17 protein-coding genes are annotated in these 17,549 nt (G+C 54.0%); 10 read left to right on the top strand and 7 right to left on the bottom strand.

Annotated features, from left to right (window positions below; all coding sequences use genetic code 11):
* Positions 1 to 63 precede the first annotated feature (63 nt).
* The 4 genes from der to OTG14_RS12880 all read left to right on the top strand — a co-directional run bounded on the left by der (position 64) and on the right by OTG14_RS12880 (position 4,750).
* The gene (gene der / locus OTG14_RS12895) at positions 64 to 1,539 is read left to right on the top strand and encodes a ribosome biogenesis GTPase Der (protein WP_024908655.1); all 1,476 of its coding nucleotides are present in this window, start codon (positions 64 to 66) and stop codon (positions 1,537 to 1,539) included.
* Between the two features lie 301 nt (positions 1,540 to 1,840).
* Positions 1,841 to 3,385, top strand: a complete 1,545-nt coding sequence (locus tag OTG14_RS12890; RefSeq protein WP_024908656.1) for a peptide MFS transporter — start codon at positions 1,841 to 1,843, stop codon at positions 3,383 to 3,385.
* Positions 3,386 to 3,443: 58 nt separating this feature from the next.
* Positions 3,444 to 4,478 (top strand): Gfo/Idh/MocA family oxidoreductase, encoded by a 1,035-nt coding sequence (locus OTG14_RS12885; protein ID WP_267215161.1) that lies wholly within the window; start codon positions 3,444 to 3,446, stop codon positions 4,476 to 4,478.
* Between the two features lie 50 nt (positions 4,479 to 4,528).
* On the top strand, positions 4,529 to 4,750 hold the full coding sequence (locus OTG14_RS12880; protein WP_148768817.1) for a zinc ribbon domain-containing protein: 222 nt from the start codon (positions 4,529 to 4,531) through the stop codon (positions 4,748 to 4,750).
* On the opposite strand, the gene OTG14_RS12875 is transcribed toward OTG14_RS12880, so the two are convergent.
* The 3 genes from OTG14_RS12875 to xseA are packed head-to-tail and all read right to left on the bottom strand — an operon-like array spanning position 4,747 to position 7,549.
* A complete protein-coding gene (locus OTG14_RS12875) occupies positions 4,747 to 5,097 on the bottom strand; it encodes a protealysin inhibitor emfourin (RefSeq protein ID WP_021241848.1) in 351 nt (116 codons plus the stop codon). The two genes, OTG14_RS12880 and OTG14_RS12875, sit on opposite strands and share 4 nt — an antisense overlap.
* Complete coding sequence (locus OTG14_RS12870; RefSeq protein WP_090420188.1) at positions 5,098 to 6,117, bottom strand: M4 family metallopeptidase; 1,020 nt, start codon at positions 6,115 to 6,117, stop codon at positions 5,098 to 5,100.
* A gap of 58 nt (positions 6,118 to 6,175) precedes the next feature.
* Positions 6,176 to 7,549 (bottom strand): exodeoxyribonuclease VII large subunit, encoded by a 1,374-nt coding sequence (xseA, locus tag OTG14_RS12865; protein ID WP_248273269.1) that lies wholly within the window; start codon positions 7,547 to 7,549, stop codon positions 6,176 to 6,178.
* A gap of 159 nt (positions 7,550 to 7,708) precedes the next feature.
* On the opposite strand from xseA, the gene guaB reads away from it, so the two are divergent.
* Together guaB and guaA are read left to right on the top strand one after the other, a co-directional pair.
* Positions 7,709 to 9,175 carry an IMP dehydrogenase gene (gene guaB / locus OTG14_RS12860; RefSeq protein WP_008502128.1) on the top strand — a complete coding sequence of 489 codons (1,467 nt, stop codon included), beginning with the start codon at positions 7,709 to 7,711 and terminating at the stop codon, positions 9,173 to 9,175.
* A 67-nt stretch (positions 9,176 to 9,242) separates the two neighbouring features.
* Positions 9,243 to 10,820: a glutamine-hydrolyzing GMP synthase gene (guaA, locus tag OTG14_RS12855; protein ID WP_024908661.1), complete on the top strand. Its 1,578-nt coding sequence runs from the start codon at positions 9,243 to 9,245 to the stop codon at positions 10,818 to 10,820.
* A 146-nt stretch (positions 10,821 to 10,966) separates the two neighbouring features.
* On the opposite strand, the gene OTG14_RS12850 is transcribed toward guaA, so the two are convergent.
* On the bottom strand, positions 10,967 to 11,185 hold the full coding sequence (locus OTG14_RS12850; protein ID WP_032648750.1) for a DUF7661 family protein: 219 nt from the start codon (positions 11,183 to 11,185) through the stop codon (positions 10,967 to 10,969).
* A gap of 240 nt (positions 11,186 to 11,425) precedes the next feature.
* Between OTG14_RS12850 and OTG14_RS12845 the strand changes: the two genes are divergently transcribed.
* Positions 11,426 to 12,079: a LysE family translocator gene (locus OTG14_RS12845; protein ID WP_032675326.1), complete on the top strand. Its 654-nt coding sequence runs from the start codon at positions 11,426 to 11,428 to the stop codon at positions 12,077 to 12,079.
* A gap of 204 nt (positions 12,080 to 12,283) precedes the next feature.
* On the opposite strand, the gene OTG14_RS12840 is transcribed toward OTG14_RS12845, so the two are convergent.
* Both OTG14_RS12840 and OTG14_RS12835 read right to left on the bottom strand, forming a co-directional pair.
* A complete protein-coding gene (locus OTG14_RS12840) occupies positions 12,284 to 12,904 on the bottom strand; it encodes a hypothetical protein (protein WP_248273270.1) in 621 nt (206 codons plus the stop codon).
* Between the two features lie 189 nt (positions 12,905 to 13,093).
* Complete coding sequence (locus OTG14_RS12835; RefSeq protein WP_248273271.1) at positions 13,094 to 13,825, bottom strand: hypothetical protein; 732 nt, start codon at positions 13,823 to 13,825, stop codon at positions 13,094 to 13,096.
* A 490-nt stretch (positions 13,826 to 14,315) separates the two neighbouring features.
* Between OTG14_RS12835 and OTG14_RS12830 the strand changes: the two genes are divergently transcribed.
* The 3 genes from OTG14_RS12830 to OTG14_RS12820 all read left to right on the top strand — a co-directional run bounded on the left by OTG14_RS12830 (position 14,316) and on the right by OTG14_RS12820 (position 16,459).
* On the top strand, positions 14,316 to 14,678 hold the full coding sequence (locus OTG14_RS12830) for a YcgJ family protein (protein WP_280924543.1): 363 nt from the start codon (positions 14,316 to 14,318) through the stop codon (positions 14,676 to 14,678).
* Between the two features lie 204 nt (positions 14,679 to 14,882).
* The gene (locus OTG14_RS12825) at positions 14,883 to 16,079 is read left to right on the top strand and encodes an NAD(P)/FAD-dependent oxidoreductase (protein ID WP_267215160.1); all 1,197 of its coding nucleotides are present in this window, start codon (positions 14,883 to 14,885) and stop codon (positions 16,077 to 16,079) included.
* Complete coding sequence (locus OTG14_RS12820) at positions 16,079 to 16,459, top strand: helical membrane plugin domain-containing protein (RefSeq protein ID WP_267215159.1); 381 nt, start codon at positions 16,079 to 16,081, stop codon at positions 16,457 to 16,459. The genes OTG14_RS12825 and OTG14_RS12820 overlap by 1 nt, the downstream gene beginning before the upstream one ends.
* Before the next feature lie 71 nt (positions 16,460 to 16,530).
* Here the strand turns inward: OTG14_RS12820 and OTG14_RS12815 are convergent, their stop codons facing one another.
* A complete protein-coding gene (locus tag OTG14_RS12815) occupies positions 16,531 to 17,364 on the bottom strand; it encodes a MurR/RpiR family transcriptional regulator (RefSeq protein ID WP_023338648.1) in 834 nt (277 codons plus the stop codon).
* Between the last annotated feature and the right edge of the window lie 185 nt (positions 17,365 to 17,549).

The raw sequence follows: 17,549 nt of genomic DNA, 5'->3' as shown, positions 1-17,549 counted from the left end.
GTTTTGACATTTTTAAAAACGCCGCGAAAGCGACGTTATTTTGAATTTTATGAGGCTTCAAACATGGTACCTGTGGTCGCGCTTGTCGGGCGCCCTAACGTTGGAAAATCCACTCTTTTTAACCGTTTAACACGCACCCGTGATGCGCTGGTTGCGGATTTCCCGGGGCTGACGCGTGACCGTAAGTACGGTCGTGCAGAGGTGGAAGGACGCGAGTTCATCTGTATTGATACCGGTGGTATTGACGGCACAGAAGACGGCGTTGAAACCCGCATGGCGGAACAGTCGCTGCTGGCGATTGAAGAAGCGGATGTGGTGCTGTTTATGGTGGATGCTCGCGCTGGCCTGATGCCGGCGGATTCCGCTATCGCTAAGCACCTGCGTTCACGCGAAAAACCGACCTTCCTGGTGGCGAACAAAACCGACGGCATCGATGCCGATCAGGCCATCGCGGATTTCTGGTCTCTGGGCCTGGGTGAAATCTACCCGATTGCGGCATCGCATGGCCGTGGCGTCACCAGCCTGCTGGAAACCGTTCTGCTGCCGTGGGTTGACGAAGTGAACCCGCCGGAAGAAGTAGACGAAGACGCTGAATACTGGGCGCAGTTCGAAGACGGAGAAGAGGGCGAAGAAGAAGAGCCTGAAGACGACTTCAACCCGCAGGATCTGCCGATCAAGCTGGCAATCGTGGGTCGTCCAAACGTAGGTAAGTCTACACTTACTAACCGTATTCTGGGTGAAGAGCGCGTGGTCGTTTACGATATGCCGGGCACCACCCGCGACAGTATCTACATCCCTATGCAGCGCGATGAGCGTGAATATGTCCTCATCGACACCGCCGGGGTGCGTAAGCGCGGGAAAATCACCGATGTGGTGGAAAAATTCTCCGTTATCAAAACCCTGCAGGCTATTGAAGATGCCAACGTCGTGCTGCTCGTCATCGACGCACGCGAAGGGATCTCCGATCAGGACCTCTCTCTGCTCGGCTTTATCCTCAATAGTGGGCGCTCACTGGTTATCGTGGTCAACAAATGGGATGGCCTGAGCAACGAGGTTCGTGAGCAGGTGAAAGAGACCCTAGACTTCCGTCTGGGCTTTATCGACTTTGCCCGCGTGCACTTCATCTCTGCGCTGCACGGCAGCGGCGTCGGTAACCTGTTCGAATCCGTGCGTGAAGCGTATGACAGCTCCACCCGTCGTCAGAGCACCGCGATGCTGACGCGCATCATGAACATGGCTGCAGAAGACCATCAGCCGCCGCTGGTGCGCGGCCGTCGCGTGAAGCTGAAATATGCCCACGCCGGTGGTTATAACCCGCCAATCGTGGTGATCCACGGCAACCAGGTGAAAGACCTGCCGGATTCCTACAAGCGCTACCTGATGAACTACTTCCGTAAATCGCTGGACGTGATGGGCACGCCTATCCGTATCCAGTTCAAGGAAGGGGAAAACCCGTTCGCCAACAAGCGCAACACCCTGACGCCAAACCAGATGCGTAAGCGTAAGCGCCTGATTAAGCACATTAAGAAAAGCAAATAAGCTTTGCCGCTCTCATGAAAGCCCGCGATTATCGCGGGCTTTTTTTTTGCCGAATCATACCGCCGGTTTTCCCTGTGTGAAGTCAATCACTATTCACTTTTAACCATGTTTAAATCTAAGAAAGTAGACAATCGTCGAATTTTCATCTTAAAGTCCAGAGTCCGGTACTAGACAAAACTAGCGCCTGGTTATCAAATGGTTAACTAACTTTTCGCCGCACGTAAAAAATCGGCCAGATACGTAACTGGCCGGCGTACCTGCTGGTGTTTACAAGCACGACGACATACCTTTCGGGAGAATTATGCAATCCACTGTTAATCAAAAAGAGAGCCGAACGTTCTTCGGCCATCCGTATCCGCTCGGTTCCCTGTTCTTCACCGAGATGTGGGAGCGTTTCTCGTTTTACGGCATTCGTCCGTTACTGATCCTGTTTATGGCCGCCACCGTCTATGACGGCGGGATGGGCCTGGCGCGTGAAAACGCCTCGGCGATTGTCGGTATCTTTGCCGGTACCATGTACCTGGCCGCGCTGCCGGGCGGCTGGCTGGCCGATAACTGGCTCGGTCAGCAGAGAGCCGTCTGGTACGGTTCGATTCTGATTGCGCTCGGTCACCTGTCGATTGCGCTCTCGGCGGTGATGGGGAACAACCTGTTCTTTATCGGCCTGATGTTCATCGTGCTCGGCTCCGGGCTGTTCAAGACCTGTATCTCGGTGATGGTCGGTACCCTGTATAAAAAAGGCGACGCGCGTCGTGACGGCGGTTTCTCGCTGTTCTATATGGGCATCAACATGGGCTCGTTCATCGCGCCGCTGATTTCCGGCTGGCTGATTAAAACCCACGGCTGGCACTGGGGCTTTGGCATTGGCGGTATCGGGATGCTGGTGGCGCTGATTATCTTCCGCGTGTTTGCCGTTCCGGCAATGAAACGCTATGACGGCGAAGTCGGCCTCGACTCTACCTGGAACAGCCCGGTGGTGAAGCGTAACGGCGTGGGCGTTTGGCTGCTGGCGCTGGCGGCTGGCGTGGCAACGATCGTAACGCTGATTGCGCAGGGCGTGATTGTGATTAACCCGGTCGCGGTGGCCAGCGTGCTGGTCTACGTGATCGCGGCGTCCGTTGCCCTCTACTTCATTTATCTGTTTGTTTTTGCGGGCCTGAACCGTAAAGAGCGCGCCAGACTGCTGGTCTGCTTTATTCTGCTGATCTCCGCGGCGTTCTTCTGGTCCGCGTTCGAACAGAAACCAACCTCGTTCAACCTGTTTGCCAACGACTACACTAACCGCATGATCGGCGATTTTGAAATCCCGGCGGTGTGGTTCCAGTCAATCAACGCCCTGTTCATCATCCTGCTGGCACCGGTGTTCAGCTGGGCGTGGCCGAAGCTGGCGAGCATGAACATTCGCCCGAGCAGCATCACCAAGTTTGTTATCGGTATTTTGTGTGCCGCAGCGGGCTTTGGCCTGATGATGCTGGCGGCACAAAACGTGCTGAGCAACGGTGGGGCGGGCGTGTCGCCGTTCTGGCTGGTGGGCAGCATCCTGATGCTGACGCTCGGCGAACTGTGTCTGAGCCCGATTGGTCTGGCGACCATGACGCTGCTGGCGCCGGAGAGAATGCGCGGTCAGATGATGGGACTGTGGTTCTGTGCGAGCGCGCTGGGTAACCTGGCGGCGGGCCTGATTGGCGGCCACGTGAAGGCCGACCAGCTGGATATGCTGCCGGATCTCTTTGCGCGCTGCTCCGTCGCGCTGCTGATTTGTGCCGCGGTACTGATCGTCCTCATTGTGCCGGTACGCCGCATGCTGGAAAATGCGCAGACTAAACCGGCAGCTAACGCCTCATAAACCTCGAGCTTGCCGGGGCGGCGTTATGCCCCGGCAATTTACTCAACGAGGTAAGAATATGCTGTTAGGGTTTGTGGGTCTTGGCGCAGTCGTTGAAACAGCTTACCTGCCCGCAATACGAAAATGCTTTGATAATATCCCTCACTGTTTAGGCTTTGATATCCAGCCCGTAAAACAGCCGGAGGGGGTAACGCGTTGTGCCACACTGGCTGAACTCCTCTCCCAGCCGCTTGATACCCTGTTTATTACCACGGCGTCGCTGCACCATCTTGAGGTGCTTGAACACGCTCTCGCCTCATCGGTTTCCCGCATCGTAGTTGAAAAACCGATTGTCGCCACGCTGTCCCAAATCGAAAAGCTCAACGCGCTGCTGGCAAACCCTGACGTCGCATCCCGCGTGCTGGCGCTCGATCACTGGATGGCGCGCATCGAAACGGTTAAGCGGTCGCTGGTTGGCAATGTCTCTGATATCGTCAAAATCGACGGCTATTTGCAGGAGCCGAGCGGAGTTAACGCCGCTGGGGAACCCATCGCGCTTAACTTTGCCACCGGCGAGCCGGACACCCGTTCGCTTCGTCACCCTGATGGCGTGATTCTGGATATCGGTACGCACGTGCTAGCGATGCTGCGCGAAACGGTGCGATATCTGGGCGGGAATGATGAGATGACGTTGCAGGTGGTGACGGCTAAAGACCGCCTGGGCCGCGATATCGCAAAAGGCGACCTGACCACGGCGGAGGGCGAGGCGCATCTGCAGGGCCGCATCAGCGGCGTGCCGGTGGATATCTGGCTTAATAAATATGCGGGACCCGCTGGCGGGCAAAAAGGCTTACGGCTCTGGTTGCGTGACGGGCGGACCATCAGTTACGACCGGCGCGGCGCTGAAGATGTACTGGAGATGATCGATGGCGACACGCGCCAGTGCTGGACAATTCCCGGCACGATCTACGAGCACTGTCTTGCAGAGCAGATCCTGGGCGCCAACAGCCTGTTTGAACGGGATCCGCACGAGGTGAGCCGTACGACGCGTCGCCGAATTGAGGAAGTTGAGCTGCTGCTGACCTTGCAGCAACAGCTGCGTGGCCCGCACTGAACGCAACGTGGTAAAATTATCGCAGACCTCAACGCTTTGAAGGAGTCACCATGACGATTACCTGCCCGGATTGCCAGGCACCGCTTGAGCCCGTGAACGGGGTGGCACACTGCGAGAGCTGTAATAAGGATATTGCGCTTGAAGCCCGCTGCCCGGAGTGTCATCAGCCACTCCAGGTCTTAAAAGCCTGCGGGGCGGTGGATTATTTCTGCCAGAACGGCCACGGTCTTATCTCTAAAAAACGCGTGGAGTTTGTTCGGGCCGAAGGTTAATCGCACACGCAGCCTTCGCCTTTCTTCCACAGCTCGACCAGCGACTCGGGCGCTTCCTGCTCCGGTACCAGCACGATGATATCGGCGTAGTGCGCCTGATTTTGCCCGGTCCAGATAATCTGGATGCGGAAATAGCGCTGGTCGCCGCTGCCGGGTGACGAGGCCTGTCCCGGCGGCTGACCGCGCGGAAAGGCCTGCTCCAGGATGCTCACCAGACGCTGGCGCTGGGCCTCATTGAGCGAGGAGAGCGCGATGGTGCGCTGGCCGCTCAGCTTAGGAATATAAGCGACGCCGCCTTCCCGGGCCAGCTCAACCACGGCGTCATCCGTCAGTTCCGGAACCTGCATTTACAACACTCCCACCTGTTCCCAGGCTTGTTTAATGGCCGCCCCAACGTCGCCGCCGGAGCGTTTCTCTCCGTGCGCGATTGTCAGTTTTGCGAAGGCCTCAAAATCCGCATCCTGCGCCAGATTGCGATCGCAAACCGTGTCGTACCAGGCATAACCCGCTTTTTCCCAGGCGTAGCCGCCGATCGCCGTCGCGGCCAGATAAAATGCCCGGTTGGGGATGCCGGAGTTCAGATGCACGCCGCCGTTATCCTCGCGCGTTTTGATGAAATCTTTCATGTGCGCGGGCTGCGGGTCTTTGCCAAGCAGCGGATCGTTGTAGGCGGTGCCGGGTTCAGACATTGAGCGCAGCCCTTTACCGTTGATCCCTTTCGCCAGCAGCCCTTCACCAATCAGCCAGTCCGCTTTATCGGCGGTTTGCTTCAGATGGTACTGCTTCACCAGGGAGCCAAACACGTCCGACAGCGACTCATTCAGCGCGCCGGACTGCTCAAAGTAGATAAGCCCGGCTTCGGTCTCGGTCACGCCGTGGCTCAGCTCGTGCGCCACCACGTCGATGGCGATGGTAAAGCGGTTAAATATTTCCCCGTCGCCGTCGCCAAATACCATCTGCTGACCGTTCCAGAAGGCATTCTGATATTCCCGACCGTAGTGAACGGTGCCGGTTAAAATAAGCCCTTTGTTATCGAGCGAATTGCGCTGATATTCTTTCCAGAAGAAATCATGGGTAATACCCAAATAATCGTAAGCTTCATCCACCGCTACATCGCCGTTCGACGGCTGGCCTTCGTAACGCACCTGCGTACCCGGCAGCTCCTGGGTCTGCTTCGCGTCGTAAATATCGCGCTCCAGCTGTCCGGCTTTATTCACGTGCGGCGCGGCGGGTTTGCCCGGCATATGGGCCATCAGCGTCTGGACGTGGGTTAAGGTCTGGCGGGCACAGCGCTGCTGCGGCTCGGAACCGCTTTCGATAATACGACGAAGAATATAAGGGGGAATAACGCTATAAAGATGGGGCATGCTGCTCTCCTTATTAAAAAAGGGAATAGCAGCAGTATAGTAAGTAACTGGCGAAGAATTATCCGGTTTTACGCTGACGCGTCTTTTTCGCCGGTTTAATTGATTTAACTTCGCTTTCTACCCAGCCGTCTGAAAGACGCGTCGTCAGCACATCGCCGGTATTTACCTGTTTGGTCTGCTTGAGCACCTTGCCGTCCGTCGCCGTCGTCACGCTATAGCCGCGCGCCAGCGTGGAGAGGGGGCTGACCGCTTCAAGGTGGGTCACCGCATTGCCAAAACGTTCGCGGGTGGTGCTCAGTCGGGCGCGGAGAGTCTCTGCCAGACGATACTCCAGCTGCTGGATCCGCGTTTGCGCGCGATAAATTTTCGGCTGCGGGTTCTGCTGGTTCAGGCGCTGCGTCACGCGCTGCTGGCGCGATACCGCGCGCTTAAGCTGCGCGTCCACCGCCACGTTCATGCGCTGGCGCAGGCGCTCCAGCACGGTCTGCTGACGCGCCAGACGCAGCTGCGGGTGCTGCTGCTGAAGACGGTGATGAAGCTGGGTAAAGCGGCGGGTACGGTTGGCAAGGAAGTAGTCCATCGCCATCTCAAGACGCTGCTGGCCGTTCTGAATCTGACGCAGCAGCTCCAGCTGGTTTCGGCTGACCACTTCCGCCGCCGCGGACGGCGTAGGCGCGCGCAGATCCGCGACAAAATCGGCTATCGTCACGTCCGTTTCGTGGCCGACGGCGCTCACCACGGGGATAAGGCTGGCAAAGATTGCCCGCGCCACGCGCTCGTCGTTGAAGCTCCACAGGTCTTCCAGCGAGCCACCACCGCGCCCGACGATTAATACGTCGCACTCCTGACGGGCGTTCGCCAGCTCAATGGCGCGCACAATCTGGCCCGGCGCATCGTCACCCTGCACGGCGGTCGGGTAAATGATGACGGGCAGGGAAGGGTCGCGACGCTTGAGTACGTGCAAAATATCGTGCAGTGCCGCACCGGTTTTCGAGGTGATGACACCTACGCAGTGGGCAGGCGAGGGCAGCGTCTTTTTGTACTGCTGATCGAACAGTCCCTCGGCAGAGAGCCTGGCTTTTAACTGTTCATACTTCTGCTGCAGCAGGCCTTCACCCGCAGGCTGCATGCTCTCGACGATAATCTGATAGTCGCCGCGCGGCTCATACAGGGTGATATTGGCGCGCACCAGAACCTGCTGGCCGTGCTGAGGACGGAACGTCACGCGACGGTTGCTGTTGCGGAACATCGCGCAGCGCACCTGGGCGTTGTCGTCTTTTAAGGTAAAGTACCAGTGGCCGGAGGAGGGCTGCGTGAAGTTAGAGATCTCACCGCTGATCCAGACCTGCCCCATTTCCTGCTCAAGCAGCAAACGCACCGTCTGATTCAGGCGGCTGACGGTATAAATTGAGGGGGATTGAGAGGATAACATGTGAGCGGGATCAAATTCTAAATCAGCAAGTTATTCAGTCGATAGTAACCTGCTGAGAGGTGAGCGCAAGCATTTTTTTTAAAAAAGTGTGGATGCAATCGGTTACGCTCTGTATAATGCCACGGCAATATTTAACCACCCAGGTCAGAGATATTGCCCATGCTACGTATCGCTAAAGAAGCACTGACGTTTGACGACGTCCTCCTCGTTCCCGCTCACTCCACCGTTCTGCCGAATACTGCCGATCTCAGCACGCAGTTGACGAAAACCATTCGCCTGAACATTCCTATGCTCTCTGCGGCAATGGACACCGTGACTGAAGCGCGCCTGGCTATTGCCCTGGCACAGGAAGGTGGCATTGGCTTTATTCACAAAAACATGTCTATCGAACGTCAGGCGGAAGAAGTTCGCCGCGTGAAGAAACATGAATCCGGTATCGTGTCCGATCCACAGACCGTTCTGCCAACCACCACCCTGCACGAAGTGAAGGCCCTGACCGAGCGTAACGGCTTCGCCGGTTACCCGGTGGTGACCGAAGAGAACGAACTGGTCGGTATCATCACCGGTCGTGACGTGCGTTTCGTGACTGACCTGAACCAGCCTGTCAGCGTTTACATGACGCCAAAAGAGCGTCTGGTCACCGTTCGCGAAGGTGAAACCCGCGACGTGGTGCTGGCAAAAATGCACGAAAAACGCGTTGAAAAAGCGCTGGTTGTAGACAGCAACTTCCACCTGCGCGGCATGATCACCGTTAAAGATTTCCAGAAAGCAGAACGTAAACCGAACGCCTGTAAAGACGAGCATGGCCGTCTGCGCGTCGGTGCTGCGGTTGGCGCAGGTGCCGGTAACGAAGAGCGCGTTGACGCGTTGGTTGCTGCGGGCGTTGACGTCCTGCTGATTGACTCCTCTCACGGCCACTCCGAAGGCGTTCTGCAACGTATTCGCGACACCCGTGCCAAATACCCTGACCTGCAGATCATCGGCGGTAACGTGGCCACTGGCGCAGGCGCTCGCGCGCTGGCTGACGCTGGCTGCAGCGCGGTGAAAGTGGGTATCGGCCCTGGCTCTATCTGTACCACGCGTATCGTGACCGGCGTGGGCGTTCCACAGATCACCGCGGTGTCTGACGCGGTTGAAGCCCTGGAAGGCACCGGTATTCCGGTTATCGCTGACGGCGGTATCCGCTTCTCTGGCGACATCGCGAAAGCGATCGCTGCGGGTGCAGCGGCGGTGATGGTGGGCTCCATGCTGGCCGGTACCGAAGAATCCCCGGGTGAAATCGAACTCTACCAGGGCCGTTCTTACAAATCCTACCGCGGCATGGGCTCCCTGGGCGCGATGTCCAAAGGTTCATCTGACCGTTACTTCCAGACCGATAACGCCGCTGACAAACTGGTGCCGGAAGGTATCGAAGGTCGCGTTGCCTATAAAGGCCGTCTGAAAGAGATCATCCACCAGCAGATGGGCGGCCTGCGCTCCTGTATGGGTCTGACCGGCTGTGGTACCATTGACCTGCTGCGTACTAAAGCGGAATTCGTACGCATCAGCGGTGCGGGTATCCAGGAGAGCCACGTTCACGACGTGACGATCACCAAAGAGTCCCCGAACTACCGTCTGGGCTCCTGATAAGTTTCCGCGCCCGGCTCCTGCCGGGCGCTCTGTTTTTGTTTCACTTGCCTCGGAATTAGCGTCAATGACGGAAAACATTCATAAACATCGCATTCTCATCCTGGACTTCGGTTCTCAGTACACTCAGCTGGTGGCGCGTCGCGTACGTGAACTGGGCGTTTACTGTGAGCTGTGGGCGTGGGATGTCACGGAAGCACAGATTCGCGAATTCAATCCAAGCGGCATCATCCTGTCCGGCGGCCCGGAAAGCACCACCGAAGAGAACAGCCCGCGCGCGCCGCAGTACGTGTTCGAAGCTGGCGTGCCGGTATTCGGCGTTTGCTACGGCATGCAGACCATGGCCATGCAGCTGGGTGGTCACGTAGAAGGATCTAACGAGCGCGAGTTCGGCTATGCGCAGGTAGAAGTGGTGACCGACAGCGCCCTGGTGCGCGGTATCGAAGACTCCCTGACCGCAGACGGCAAACCGCTGCTGGACGTGTGGATGAGCCACGGCGACAAAGTCACCGCTATCCCGTCTGACTTCGTCACCGTTGCCAGCACCGAGAGCTGCCCGTTTGCCATCATGGCGAACGAAGAAAAACGCTTCTACGGCGTGCAGTTCCACCCGGAGGTGACCCACACCCGTCAGGGTATGCGTATGCTGGAGCGCTTCGTGCGCGACATCTGCCAGTGTGAAGCGCTGTGGACCCCGGCAAAAATCATCGACGACGCCGTTGAGCGTATCCGCCAGCAGGTTGGCGATGACAAAGTGATCCTCGGTCTCTCCGGCGGCGTGGACTCCTCCGTGACCGCGATGCTGCTGCACCGCGCCATCGGCAAAAACCTGACCTGCGTCTTCGTGGACAACGGCCTGCTGCGCCTGAACGAAGCCCAGCAGGTTATGGACATGTTCGGCGACCACTTTGGTCTGAACATCGTTCACGTGGAAGGCGAGCAGCGCTTCCTGGACGCGCTGAAAGGCGAGAACGATCCGGAAGCGAAACGTAAGATCATCGGCCGCGTGTTCGTGGAAGTGTTCGACGAAGAAGCGCTGAAGCTGGACGACGTGAAGTGGCTGGCGCAGGGGACCATCTACCCTGACGTGATTGAATCTGCCGCATCCGCTACCGGTAAAGCACACGTCATCAAATCTCACCACAACGTGGGCGGCCTGCCGAAAGAGATGAAGATGGGTCTGGTTGAACCGCTGCGCGAGCTGTTCAAAGACGAAGTGCGTAAGATCGGTCTGGAACTGGGTCTGCCGTACGACATGCTCTACCGTCACCCGTTCCCGGGTCCAGGTCTGGGCGTGCGCGTGCTGGGTGAAGTGAAGAAAGAGTACTGCGACCTGCTGCGTCGCGCGGATGCTATCTTCATCGAAGAGCTGCACAAAGCTGACCTGTACAACAAGGTAAGCCAGGCGTTCACCGTGTTCCTGCCGGTTCGCTCCGTCGGTGTGATGGGCGATGGCCGTAAGTACGACTGGGTTGTTTCCCTGCGTGCGGTGGAAACCATCGACTTCATGACCGCGCACTGGGCGCACCTGCCGTATGACTTCTTAGGCCGCGTGTCTAACCGCATCATCAACGAAGTGAACGGTATTTCCCGCGTGGTGTATGACATCAGCGGTAAGCCACCGGCTACGATTGAGTGGGAATGATTTCCCAACCGGATACGTCTGGTACTAACAGGTTCTAAATTATCTCTAAGCCCGCGGATTGCGGGCTTTTTTTTGGGCCATGGCTGGCAACACCATCTCAGGTGAGTGCCAGGAGCGGGCGCAACGTAATACTATCCATTAAATCCTTATTCGATGCGTTCCACATTTGGATGACGATCGGTTGCGGCTTCATGGAAAATGTCACCCAGCCAGCCGGCAATCTCGCCTTCAGTCATATCGTCTGGAATAGCGATGTCATAGAGTCGAGAAAACTTTCTCTCCGTCAGGTCAGCACGAAATACCAGCCACCGATCATGCTTACGTTGAACGCCAATATGCCGTCCAAAAACGTTATATATCAGCATATGCAATCTCCGATCATGCTAGTGAGTTCCTGTATCTATGATGCATACGTCAGATCAGGCCAGAGTGTAAATCGTACAAATATGAAAGGTCAGCGTTCGCACCTCGCTCACAGCGGACATCATGCTTCTGTATCTGCTCTGTCTGCTCTGTGCCTGCAGCAGACGCTGCAGTATATTCCACTTTCGGCTCGAATCGGACTGAGGTAACGTAGCAGAAATATTTATCCGGACTCAACCAAGATGCCTTCCATCGAAACGTTTATCACTTTTCTTCTCGCGCTAACGCTTCTGGAGATTTCTCCGGGGCCAGACATGATGCTAACTATCGCCAGAGGCGTCGGTCAGGGAAGACGTATTGCACTGTTTACGGTACTGGGTAATGTATTTGTAGCTGGTTTTGTGCAAGTTTCTTTTCTTGTCCTGGGGCTGGTAGCCGTTGTTCATGCCTGGCCGGTTGCACTAGATCTGTTAAGGTGGGCTGGTGCGGCTTATCTGATGTGGCTGGGCATAAAAATGATTGCGACTTCAGGCACAGATACGCGGCTGCGAAAAACGGCCAAAATTTCTGACTGGAGTGCCGTTAAGGAAGGCGCCCTGAACAGCCTGACTAACCCAAAATCCCTGCTGTTCATGTTTGCTTTTCTTCCTCAGTTTGTCGATCCTGCCGCGGGTCCTGTCTGGCTGCAGTTGCTTGTTCTGGGTAGTATCCAGAAGCTGGCAGGAATTATTTCCCTGGGGTCAGTCGCGATGGCATCAGGGACATTTGGAAACTGGCTAAGTAAACACCCTGGCTTTATCAAATGGCAGGAACGATTTACAGGTGTTGTCATGATAGGCCTCGGTATCCGCATGTTGTTTAGCGGGTCCGGAGTCGTATCGAAATCTTCCAGTTAAGTTTTACCGAAAGGGTAAACCCAGTGTCCGCTCTTCGCTCAGAGTGGGCCTTCAACTCAATGGGTATGTCCGCTCCGTGCCAGAAGCGGACATTCCGATATTGAAAAGTAAATCGCCAAGCTGTATTTTGGCAGTCATAAAAATGAATAAGGATTCTCAGATGAGTGAGATATTTGAAATAGGAATAGCTATTCAGTTTTGTTGTCAGCCCTGAACTTTATTCATAGAAAGTCGATCTTGGCGCTTAAGCTCATTTAAAGTGAAAAAAGCACATTTATTAGATAAAATGTAAATAGCGCCTACTAGCCGATGTAAGCGCCTCACTTTTTCGGGCATAGAGAATTCAGCATTTTTGATAAACATTAAAGAATCAACTCCAGCAGAGAACATATATTGCAAACTTTCCATATTAAAAGCCTCTAGTGGATTCACTTCGTTAATATCAATGATATTAACAGACCTCTCTATATCGAGGTAGTCTTCACTTGTCATTGAATAGTCTATTTTATGAGCAAATTTATTGCGGATAGAATTCAGCTTAACTAAAGAATTTGCAATAGAGAGAGGTAAGCCTAAAGCAACACAGATCTCCAGTTTTGGAGTAAAATATCGTGATGGTTTAACGAACTGCTCAGTACCAGGTTTCCTAACATTGTTGATGAATACTTCTAAGAAATTCTCAATCAAGAGGCTAAGTCTTAGCAAAACTGATGCTTCGTCATTTATACTTAGTAAAGGTGCGAATTTTTCTACGTCAAGAAAGAAACCGAGATCATTATTAATCGCTACATATCCAGTTAGATTGTTATTTGACTTCATTTTCATAAAAATATTATCTCTTGTATTTGAAGGAATATTATACCATAAATTGAATCGCGGTTTGTTCTAAGAATGGACACAAGAACTTTCTCTTCTCGCTCATATCGGTCGATGTTCTTTGGACGGTCTAGTGTTAATACTTGGTTCGTTACTTTCATTTTTAGCTATCTGGATATTTATCTAACTCCATGGTAATCAATTCTTGGTTTCGTTTAACAATTCTTTCATTGCTTGCCTACCGCGTTCTTTTCTTTCCTGCTTCAAAATTCTTCTTAACTGTTTTTTAGATGGCGAAGATCTCTTCTTCTTTTTTCTTAATTTTGGTGTCGCCTCTGGTGGGCAAGTTTCATTCAAAAATGTACGGATTGCTTTTCTGTAATTAAAAATCATTTCAAAGCCTACAATAATTTCATCACCAGATGCGGGCATTGGATTAATAAACCCGGATATTAAATTAAGAGACTTAGTATTCCAACGCCCGTTAGCATGGCATAATGAATTTCTAACGGCGATTAGTTCCAGGCAACCTTTTTTTGACCACTCGTAGTCAGCATGGAGTAGCGTTGAAAGCTTCTCAACTTTTGATTGAGGGAAGACATCGGGATTGAATTTTAACTTAACCATAGCATCTGCCATCATCTCATCGAAAATCACTGTCAAATCTTGAATAAGCATCTTAATTACCTGACTAGAGATCTCGTCAAAATGCACATTTGGGTCTCGCCTAAACTCAATCCTTTTTTTATTTGTATGTGGTGGTAAAAGGGTAGTGGAATATGAACAAATTGGTGAGATCCAACTATTCGCATCTCTGATGCGTTCATTAAGTGATGATTTGTCACCAAAATCAACTTCTTTTGCCATATGCAATGAGTGCACTAATGTATACAAGGTGCGAGTCCAAACATTTACACGATTCCAATCCATAATTTTTTCCTATAAAATTTCACCTTTACGTAAAAACGTATTTCGGGCAACTACTTTTCATTTTGAGCTGATGGTTATATATAGGAGAATCTCTGTATTTCCTGATTTTGTCCATCTAATTTTTTAAGCAATCGTAGCAGCCGCAATGAGTCTTTACTCCTAGTTTCACGAGCCTGGCTGATAGATTCTTATCGATAATCTCTGTCACGGCATTCATGTTCCGCTTCTCGCTCAGAGCGGACCTAACCCGCCCCACAAACCCACTCCGTATACAGCATATTAGTTCAGCTCTTTAAAATCGCATGACTCACCTTGATAGGGCCCTTACAATTGCCTCCGAACTGAACTTTCGACGACGTTTCGGTCGACAAAAAGCCATACGGGGCGTTCCCTGCTGAAGCTTGAAACCCTCCAGGGTTGTTCACCCTCATCATGGTTCCACCGCGCCCGGCGTAAAGCCGGCACTCATTAACCAACGGAGATTATCATCTTGAACAAGTCAATACTCGCATGCTCTGTGGCCGCGCTGCTGGCCGTGTCCGCCATGTCCGCCCAGGCCAGGACCCCCGCCAGGCTCAAGTCGCCAGTATCGGGCGTGCTCTGCGACCGATATGTATGCGCCAATGACAAGGGATTATCCCGCGATTTGACAGAGACGTATCTCGGTAAGAAGGCTGCTGCAAACGAGGTGTTCACGTCGAGCAATGTCGATCTGACTGAATTCACCTTTGCAAACGGTGTTTTCTGCGATGTGAAGGAGCGACTGTGCCGTGAAGATCGCTATTATGGCGCGAACGGACAGCGCTCCGGTGCGGTATCTAAAAAGTACACAAAGCTGCTCTTTGGCGAATAATGGTAATGAAAAGAGACTGCGTTATAGGGATATAAATTATATTTTGCAGTATATTTTATAAATAATGATGTGGTTATCAAAAATAAATTTCTCGTGAAAGGCTATGTTGCGGAATATTGCTCTGTTACTACCCTTTAGCTGAGCGTAACAGTGAAGCGGTCTGGTTACGTGAATTCCCATTCACTACCATGAGCGAATAAAGGAATGAAAAACCGCATAATGATTGTCGGCGGCGGCACGGGAGGAACAATTGTCGCCAACCTGCTGGCCAGAAAATTACGACGTGAAATTGCTGCCGGTCAGGTAGAGCTGATACTGATTTCCGAATCACCGGTGCATTACTACAAACCCGCCTTTATGTACGTCGCCTTTAACCTCTTCCATCATCATGAGCTGGCCCGGCCTGAACGGCAGTTACTGAGTCCTGAAATTCAATTTATTACCGACAGGATTGAATCTTTCGATTTTAAGCAGCGTCGACTGTACGGTGCCAGTAAACGATATTACGACTGGGACCTGCTGATTATTGCTACCGGCTGCACACCTTTTACACAAAAAATCCCCGGCCTTGCCGAAGCGGGCGACCATTTTTATCAATATGCGGCGGCCAGACAATTAGCGCATAAGCTCTCCACCATCAAAAAGGGGCGAATATTTATTACCGTCTCTTTTCCTGAAACGCCGAATGTTCCCCACCAGTGCGGCATTGCCCCTATTGAAACCACGCTGATGGTTGACGACTATCTGCGCCAGCGTGGGGTGCGTAATCAGGTTGAGATTGTTTATACCTATCCGACCGTCGCGCAGTTGCTGCGAAACTGTCTGTTCCTGCAGCGTCCGGTGGGGGAGGCGCTGGGCGATATTTTTGCCGCCAAAGGAATACAGCATCAGCGCGGTTTTACCCTAAGCCATGTCGATCCTGACAGCAAAATTGCCTATTCCGCCGAGGGCGATTCACAGAACTTCGACATCCTGATGGCAACGCCTCCCATCAGGGCGGTCGACGCGGTGCGTGATACGGGACTGAGTGAGGTTCAGAACGGTGAAGGCTGGTTGCCGACGGATCACCAGACGCTCGGCGTCTACGGCTTAGAAGGCGTGTATGTGATCGGCGATACCGTTGACCTCCCGATCAGTAAAGCGGGAGGGTCGTGCCACAACCAGGCGCCCATCATTGCTGACAACATTGTGGCGGAGCTGTACGGCAGACCGCCCGGAAGCGGTAACCATTATGATGGACGGGTTCAGGCCGTCGCGCAGATGGGGCTCTGGGCCGGCATGCCGTTGGTATATGACTATCGCAATGACGTGACCCCCACGCCGGCGACTAAACTCGGCGGCATGCTGCGAAACGGTTTTAACCGTGGACTGTATTGGGGCGTCGTGAGGGGGATGTTCTGATGAGTGACCAGGAACAGTTACTAAAAAGCCTTGCCCCGCTTATGGCGGGCAATCGCCTGAATAATCTGGTTGATCTGCTCGCCGTCGTCGCAGACCTGCTGGAAATGGCCGATAGCGCGATGGTCGAAAAACTGGCTGGCGTTTTTGAAGATGTCGTGACAGTCGGCTGGGAAGGGGGAACCGCGCTACGCATGGCCTGGGGAGAGCAAATTAACCGGGAAGGTGATATCTCGATTCGGCAGGTGTTCACCATGCTTAACGATCCTGATACCCGCCGCGGCATTATGCTTTTACTGCGGGTGTTACAGATTACGGGGCAACGTCTGAATTCCCTCTCTTCCGTCAGTTATTCTGATTGCCCCGAGATAAGGAGCCGTTAATGTCTGGCTGATGCTCTTCAGGTGGTCGGGTATCGGCTATGCCTTACCCGGCCCATTAAACTGCATTGGGGCTATTTCTCCCCGCCACCTAACCGATACGCCAGCGCCACCACCAGCGACTGCACCAGGCACAGCGTCGCCGACTGAGATCGAAACGCGTCCACCTGCGCCTCTTTCACCACAAAGCAGAGATCGCTGAACGTCGCCAGGGGGCTGATTTGGCTGTCCGTAATCACAATCTGCCGCGCGCCAACGCTGGCGGCGGTTTCGCTGACCATCACCGTCTCTTCCGCGTACGGCGAGAAGCTGATCGACACCACGATGTCGCGCGCCTTAATGCGGCTGATCTGCTCGCGCAGCATCCCGCCCATACCGTCGAGCAGGATAGGGCGGCACTCGAGGTGGCTCAGGGCATAGGTGAGGTACGCGGCGACGCTAAAGGAGCGGCGCAGTCCGGCGATGTAGATGGTGTCGGCGTCGGCCAGCAGCTGTACCGCGCGCTCCAGCATCTCCGGCTCGGCGCGGGCGGCCAGCTGCTGCAGCGCCTGCGCGTTTGAACGGGCAAACTCCTGCAGGATATCGAGCGGCGTTTCCGGCACGGCCTCGCTCTCCATCTCGCGGAACAGCCGGGCGCGGTCGCTGTAGCTGGCGGTCTCCTCTACCAGGTTCATGCGAAACAGCTGTTTCATTTCGTTGAAGCCGGTGAAGTCAAAGGCGTTGGCAAAGCGGATCAGCGTCGAGGGCGGCACGTCGGCGCGCTCGGCAATAACGGCAACCGTATCAAAGGCCACGCTGTTGGTGTTATCCAGCACGTAGCGGGAGACCTGCTGCAGCCTCTTGCTCAGGCTATCGTAGCGATCGCGGATTTGCTGCTGCAGTTCGTTCAGGCTGGTTGCTGTCGTCATCTTTTCCCCCAAATACAGTCTTATGATTCTAAACGCAAAACCGCGTCTTTTAAATGTCGGCCATCCATCTGGCAGCAAAAATGAAACAGAAGCTTCAGTCATTTCCTCGCCCGAAATTCCTTAATAGCGCACGCTGCGTCAGTGGTGCTGGCTGTTAACATAAAAATCCATCCTTGATCACAATA

This window comes from Enterobacter pseudoroggenkampii, assembly GCF_026420145.1.
GTDB classification, from domain to species: domain Bacteria; phylum Pseudomonadota; class Gammaproteobacteria; order Enterobacterales; family Enterobacteriaceae; genus Enterobacter; species Enterobacter pseudoroggenkampii.
Note: the sequence above shows the minus strand (reverse complement) of the source record. Positions and strands in the feature narration are given on the sequence as shown.

Excerpts from the sequence above, each read along its gene's own strand:
- OTG14_RS12880 (WP_148768817.1), top strand. The coding sequence starts at position 4,529 with ATGACGATTACCTGCCCGGATTGCCAGGCACCGCTTGAGCCCGTGAAC.
- OTG14_RS12825 (WP_267215160.1), top strand. The coding sequence starts at position 14,883 with ATGAAAAACCGCATAATGATTGTCGGCGGCGGCACGGGAGGAACAATT.
- guaA (WP_024908661.1), top strand. The coding sequence starts at position 9,243 with ATGACGGAAAACATTCATAAACATCGCATTCTCATCCTGGACTTCGGT.
- OTG14_RS12835 (WP_248273271.1), bottom strand. The coding sequence starts at position 13,825 with ATGGATTGGAATCGTGTAAATGTTTGGACTCGCACCTTGTATACATTA.
- OTG14_RS12820 (WP_267215159.1), top strand. The coding sequence starts at position 16,079 with ATGAGTGACCAGGAACAGTTACTAAAAAGCCTTGCCCCGCTTATGGCG.
- xseA (WP_248273269.1), bottom strand. The coding sequence starts at position 7,549 with ATGTTATCCTCTCAATCCCCCTCAATTTATACCGTCAGCCGCCTGAAT.
- OTG14_RS12850 (WP_032648750.1), bottom strand. The coding sequence starts at position 11,185 with ATGCTGATATATAACGTTTTTGGACGGCATATTGGCGTTCAACGTAAG.
- OTG14_RS12845 (WP_032675326.1), top strand. The coding sequence starts at position 11,426 with ATGCCTTCCATCGAAACGTTTATCACTTTTCTTCTCGCGCTAACGCTT.
- OTG14_RS12875 (WP_021241848.1), bottom strand. The coding sequence starts at position 5,097 with ATGCAGGTTCCGGAACTGACGGATGACGCCGTGGTTGAGCTGGCCCGG.
- OTG14_RS12870 (WP_090420188.1), bottom strand. The coding sequence starts at position 6,117 with ATGCCCCATCTTTATAGCGTTATTCCCCCTTATATTCTTCGTCGTATT.
- der (WP_024908655.1), top strand. The coding sequence starts at position 64 with ATGGTACCTGTGGTCGCGCTTGTCGGGCGCCCTAACGTTGGAAAATCC.
- OTG14_RS12840 (WP_248273270.1), bottom strand. The coding sequence starts at position 12,904 with ATGAAAATGAAGTCAAATAACAATCTAACTGGATATGTAGCGATTAAT.
- guaB (WP_008502128.1), top strand. The coding sequence starts at position 7,709 with ATGCTACGTATCGCTAAAGAAGCACTGACGTTTGACGACGTCCTCCTC.
- OTG14_RS12890 (WP_024908656.1), top strand. The coding sequence starts at position 1,841 with ATGCAATCCACTGTTAATCAAAAAGAGAGCCGAACGTTCTTCGGCCAT.
- OTG14_RS12885 (WP_267215161.1), top strand. The coding sequence starts at position 3,444 with ATGCTGTTAGGGTTTGTGGGTCTTGGCGCAGTCGTTGAAACAGCTTAC.
- OTG14_RS12815 (WP_023338648.1), bottom strand. The coding sequence starts at position 17,364 with ATGACGACAGCAACCAGCCTGAACGAACTGCAGCAGCAAATCCGCGAT.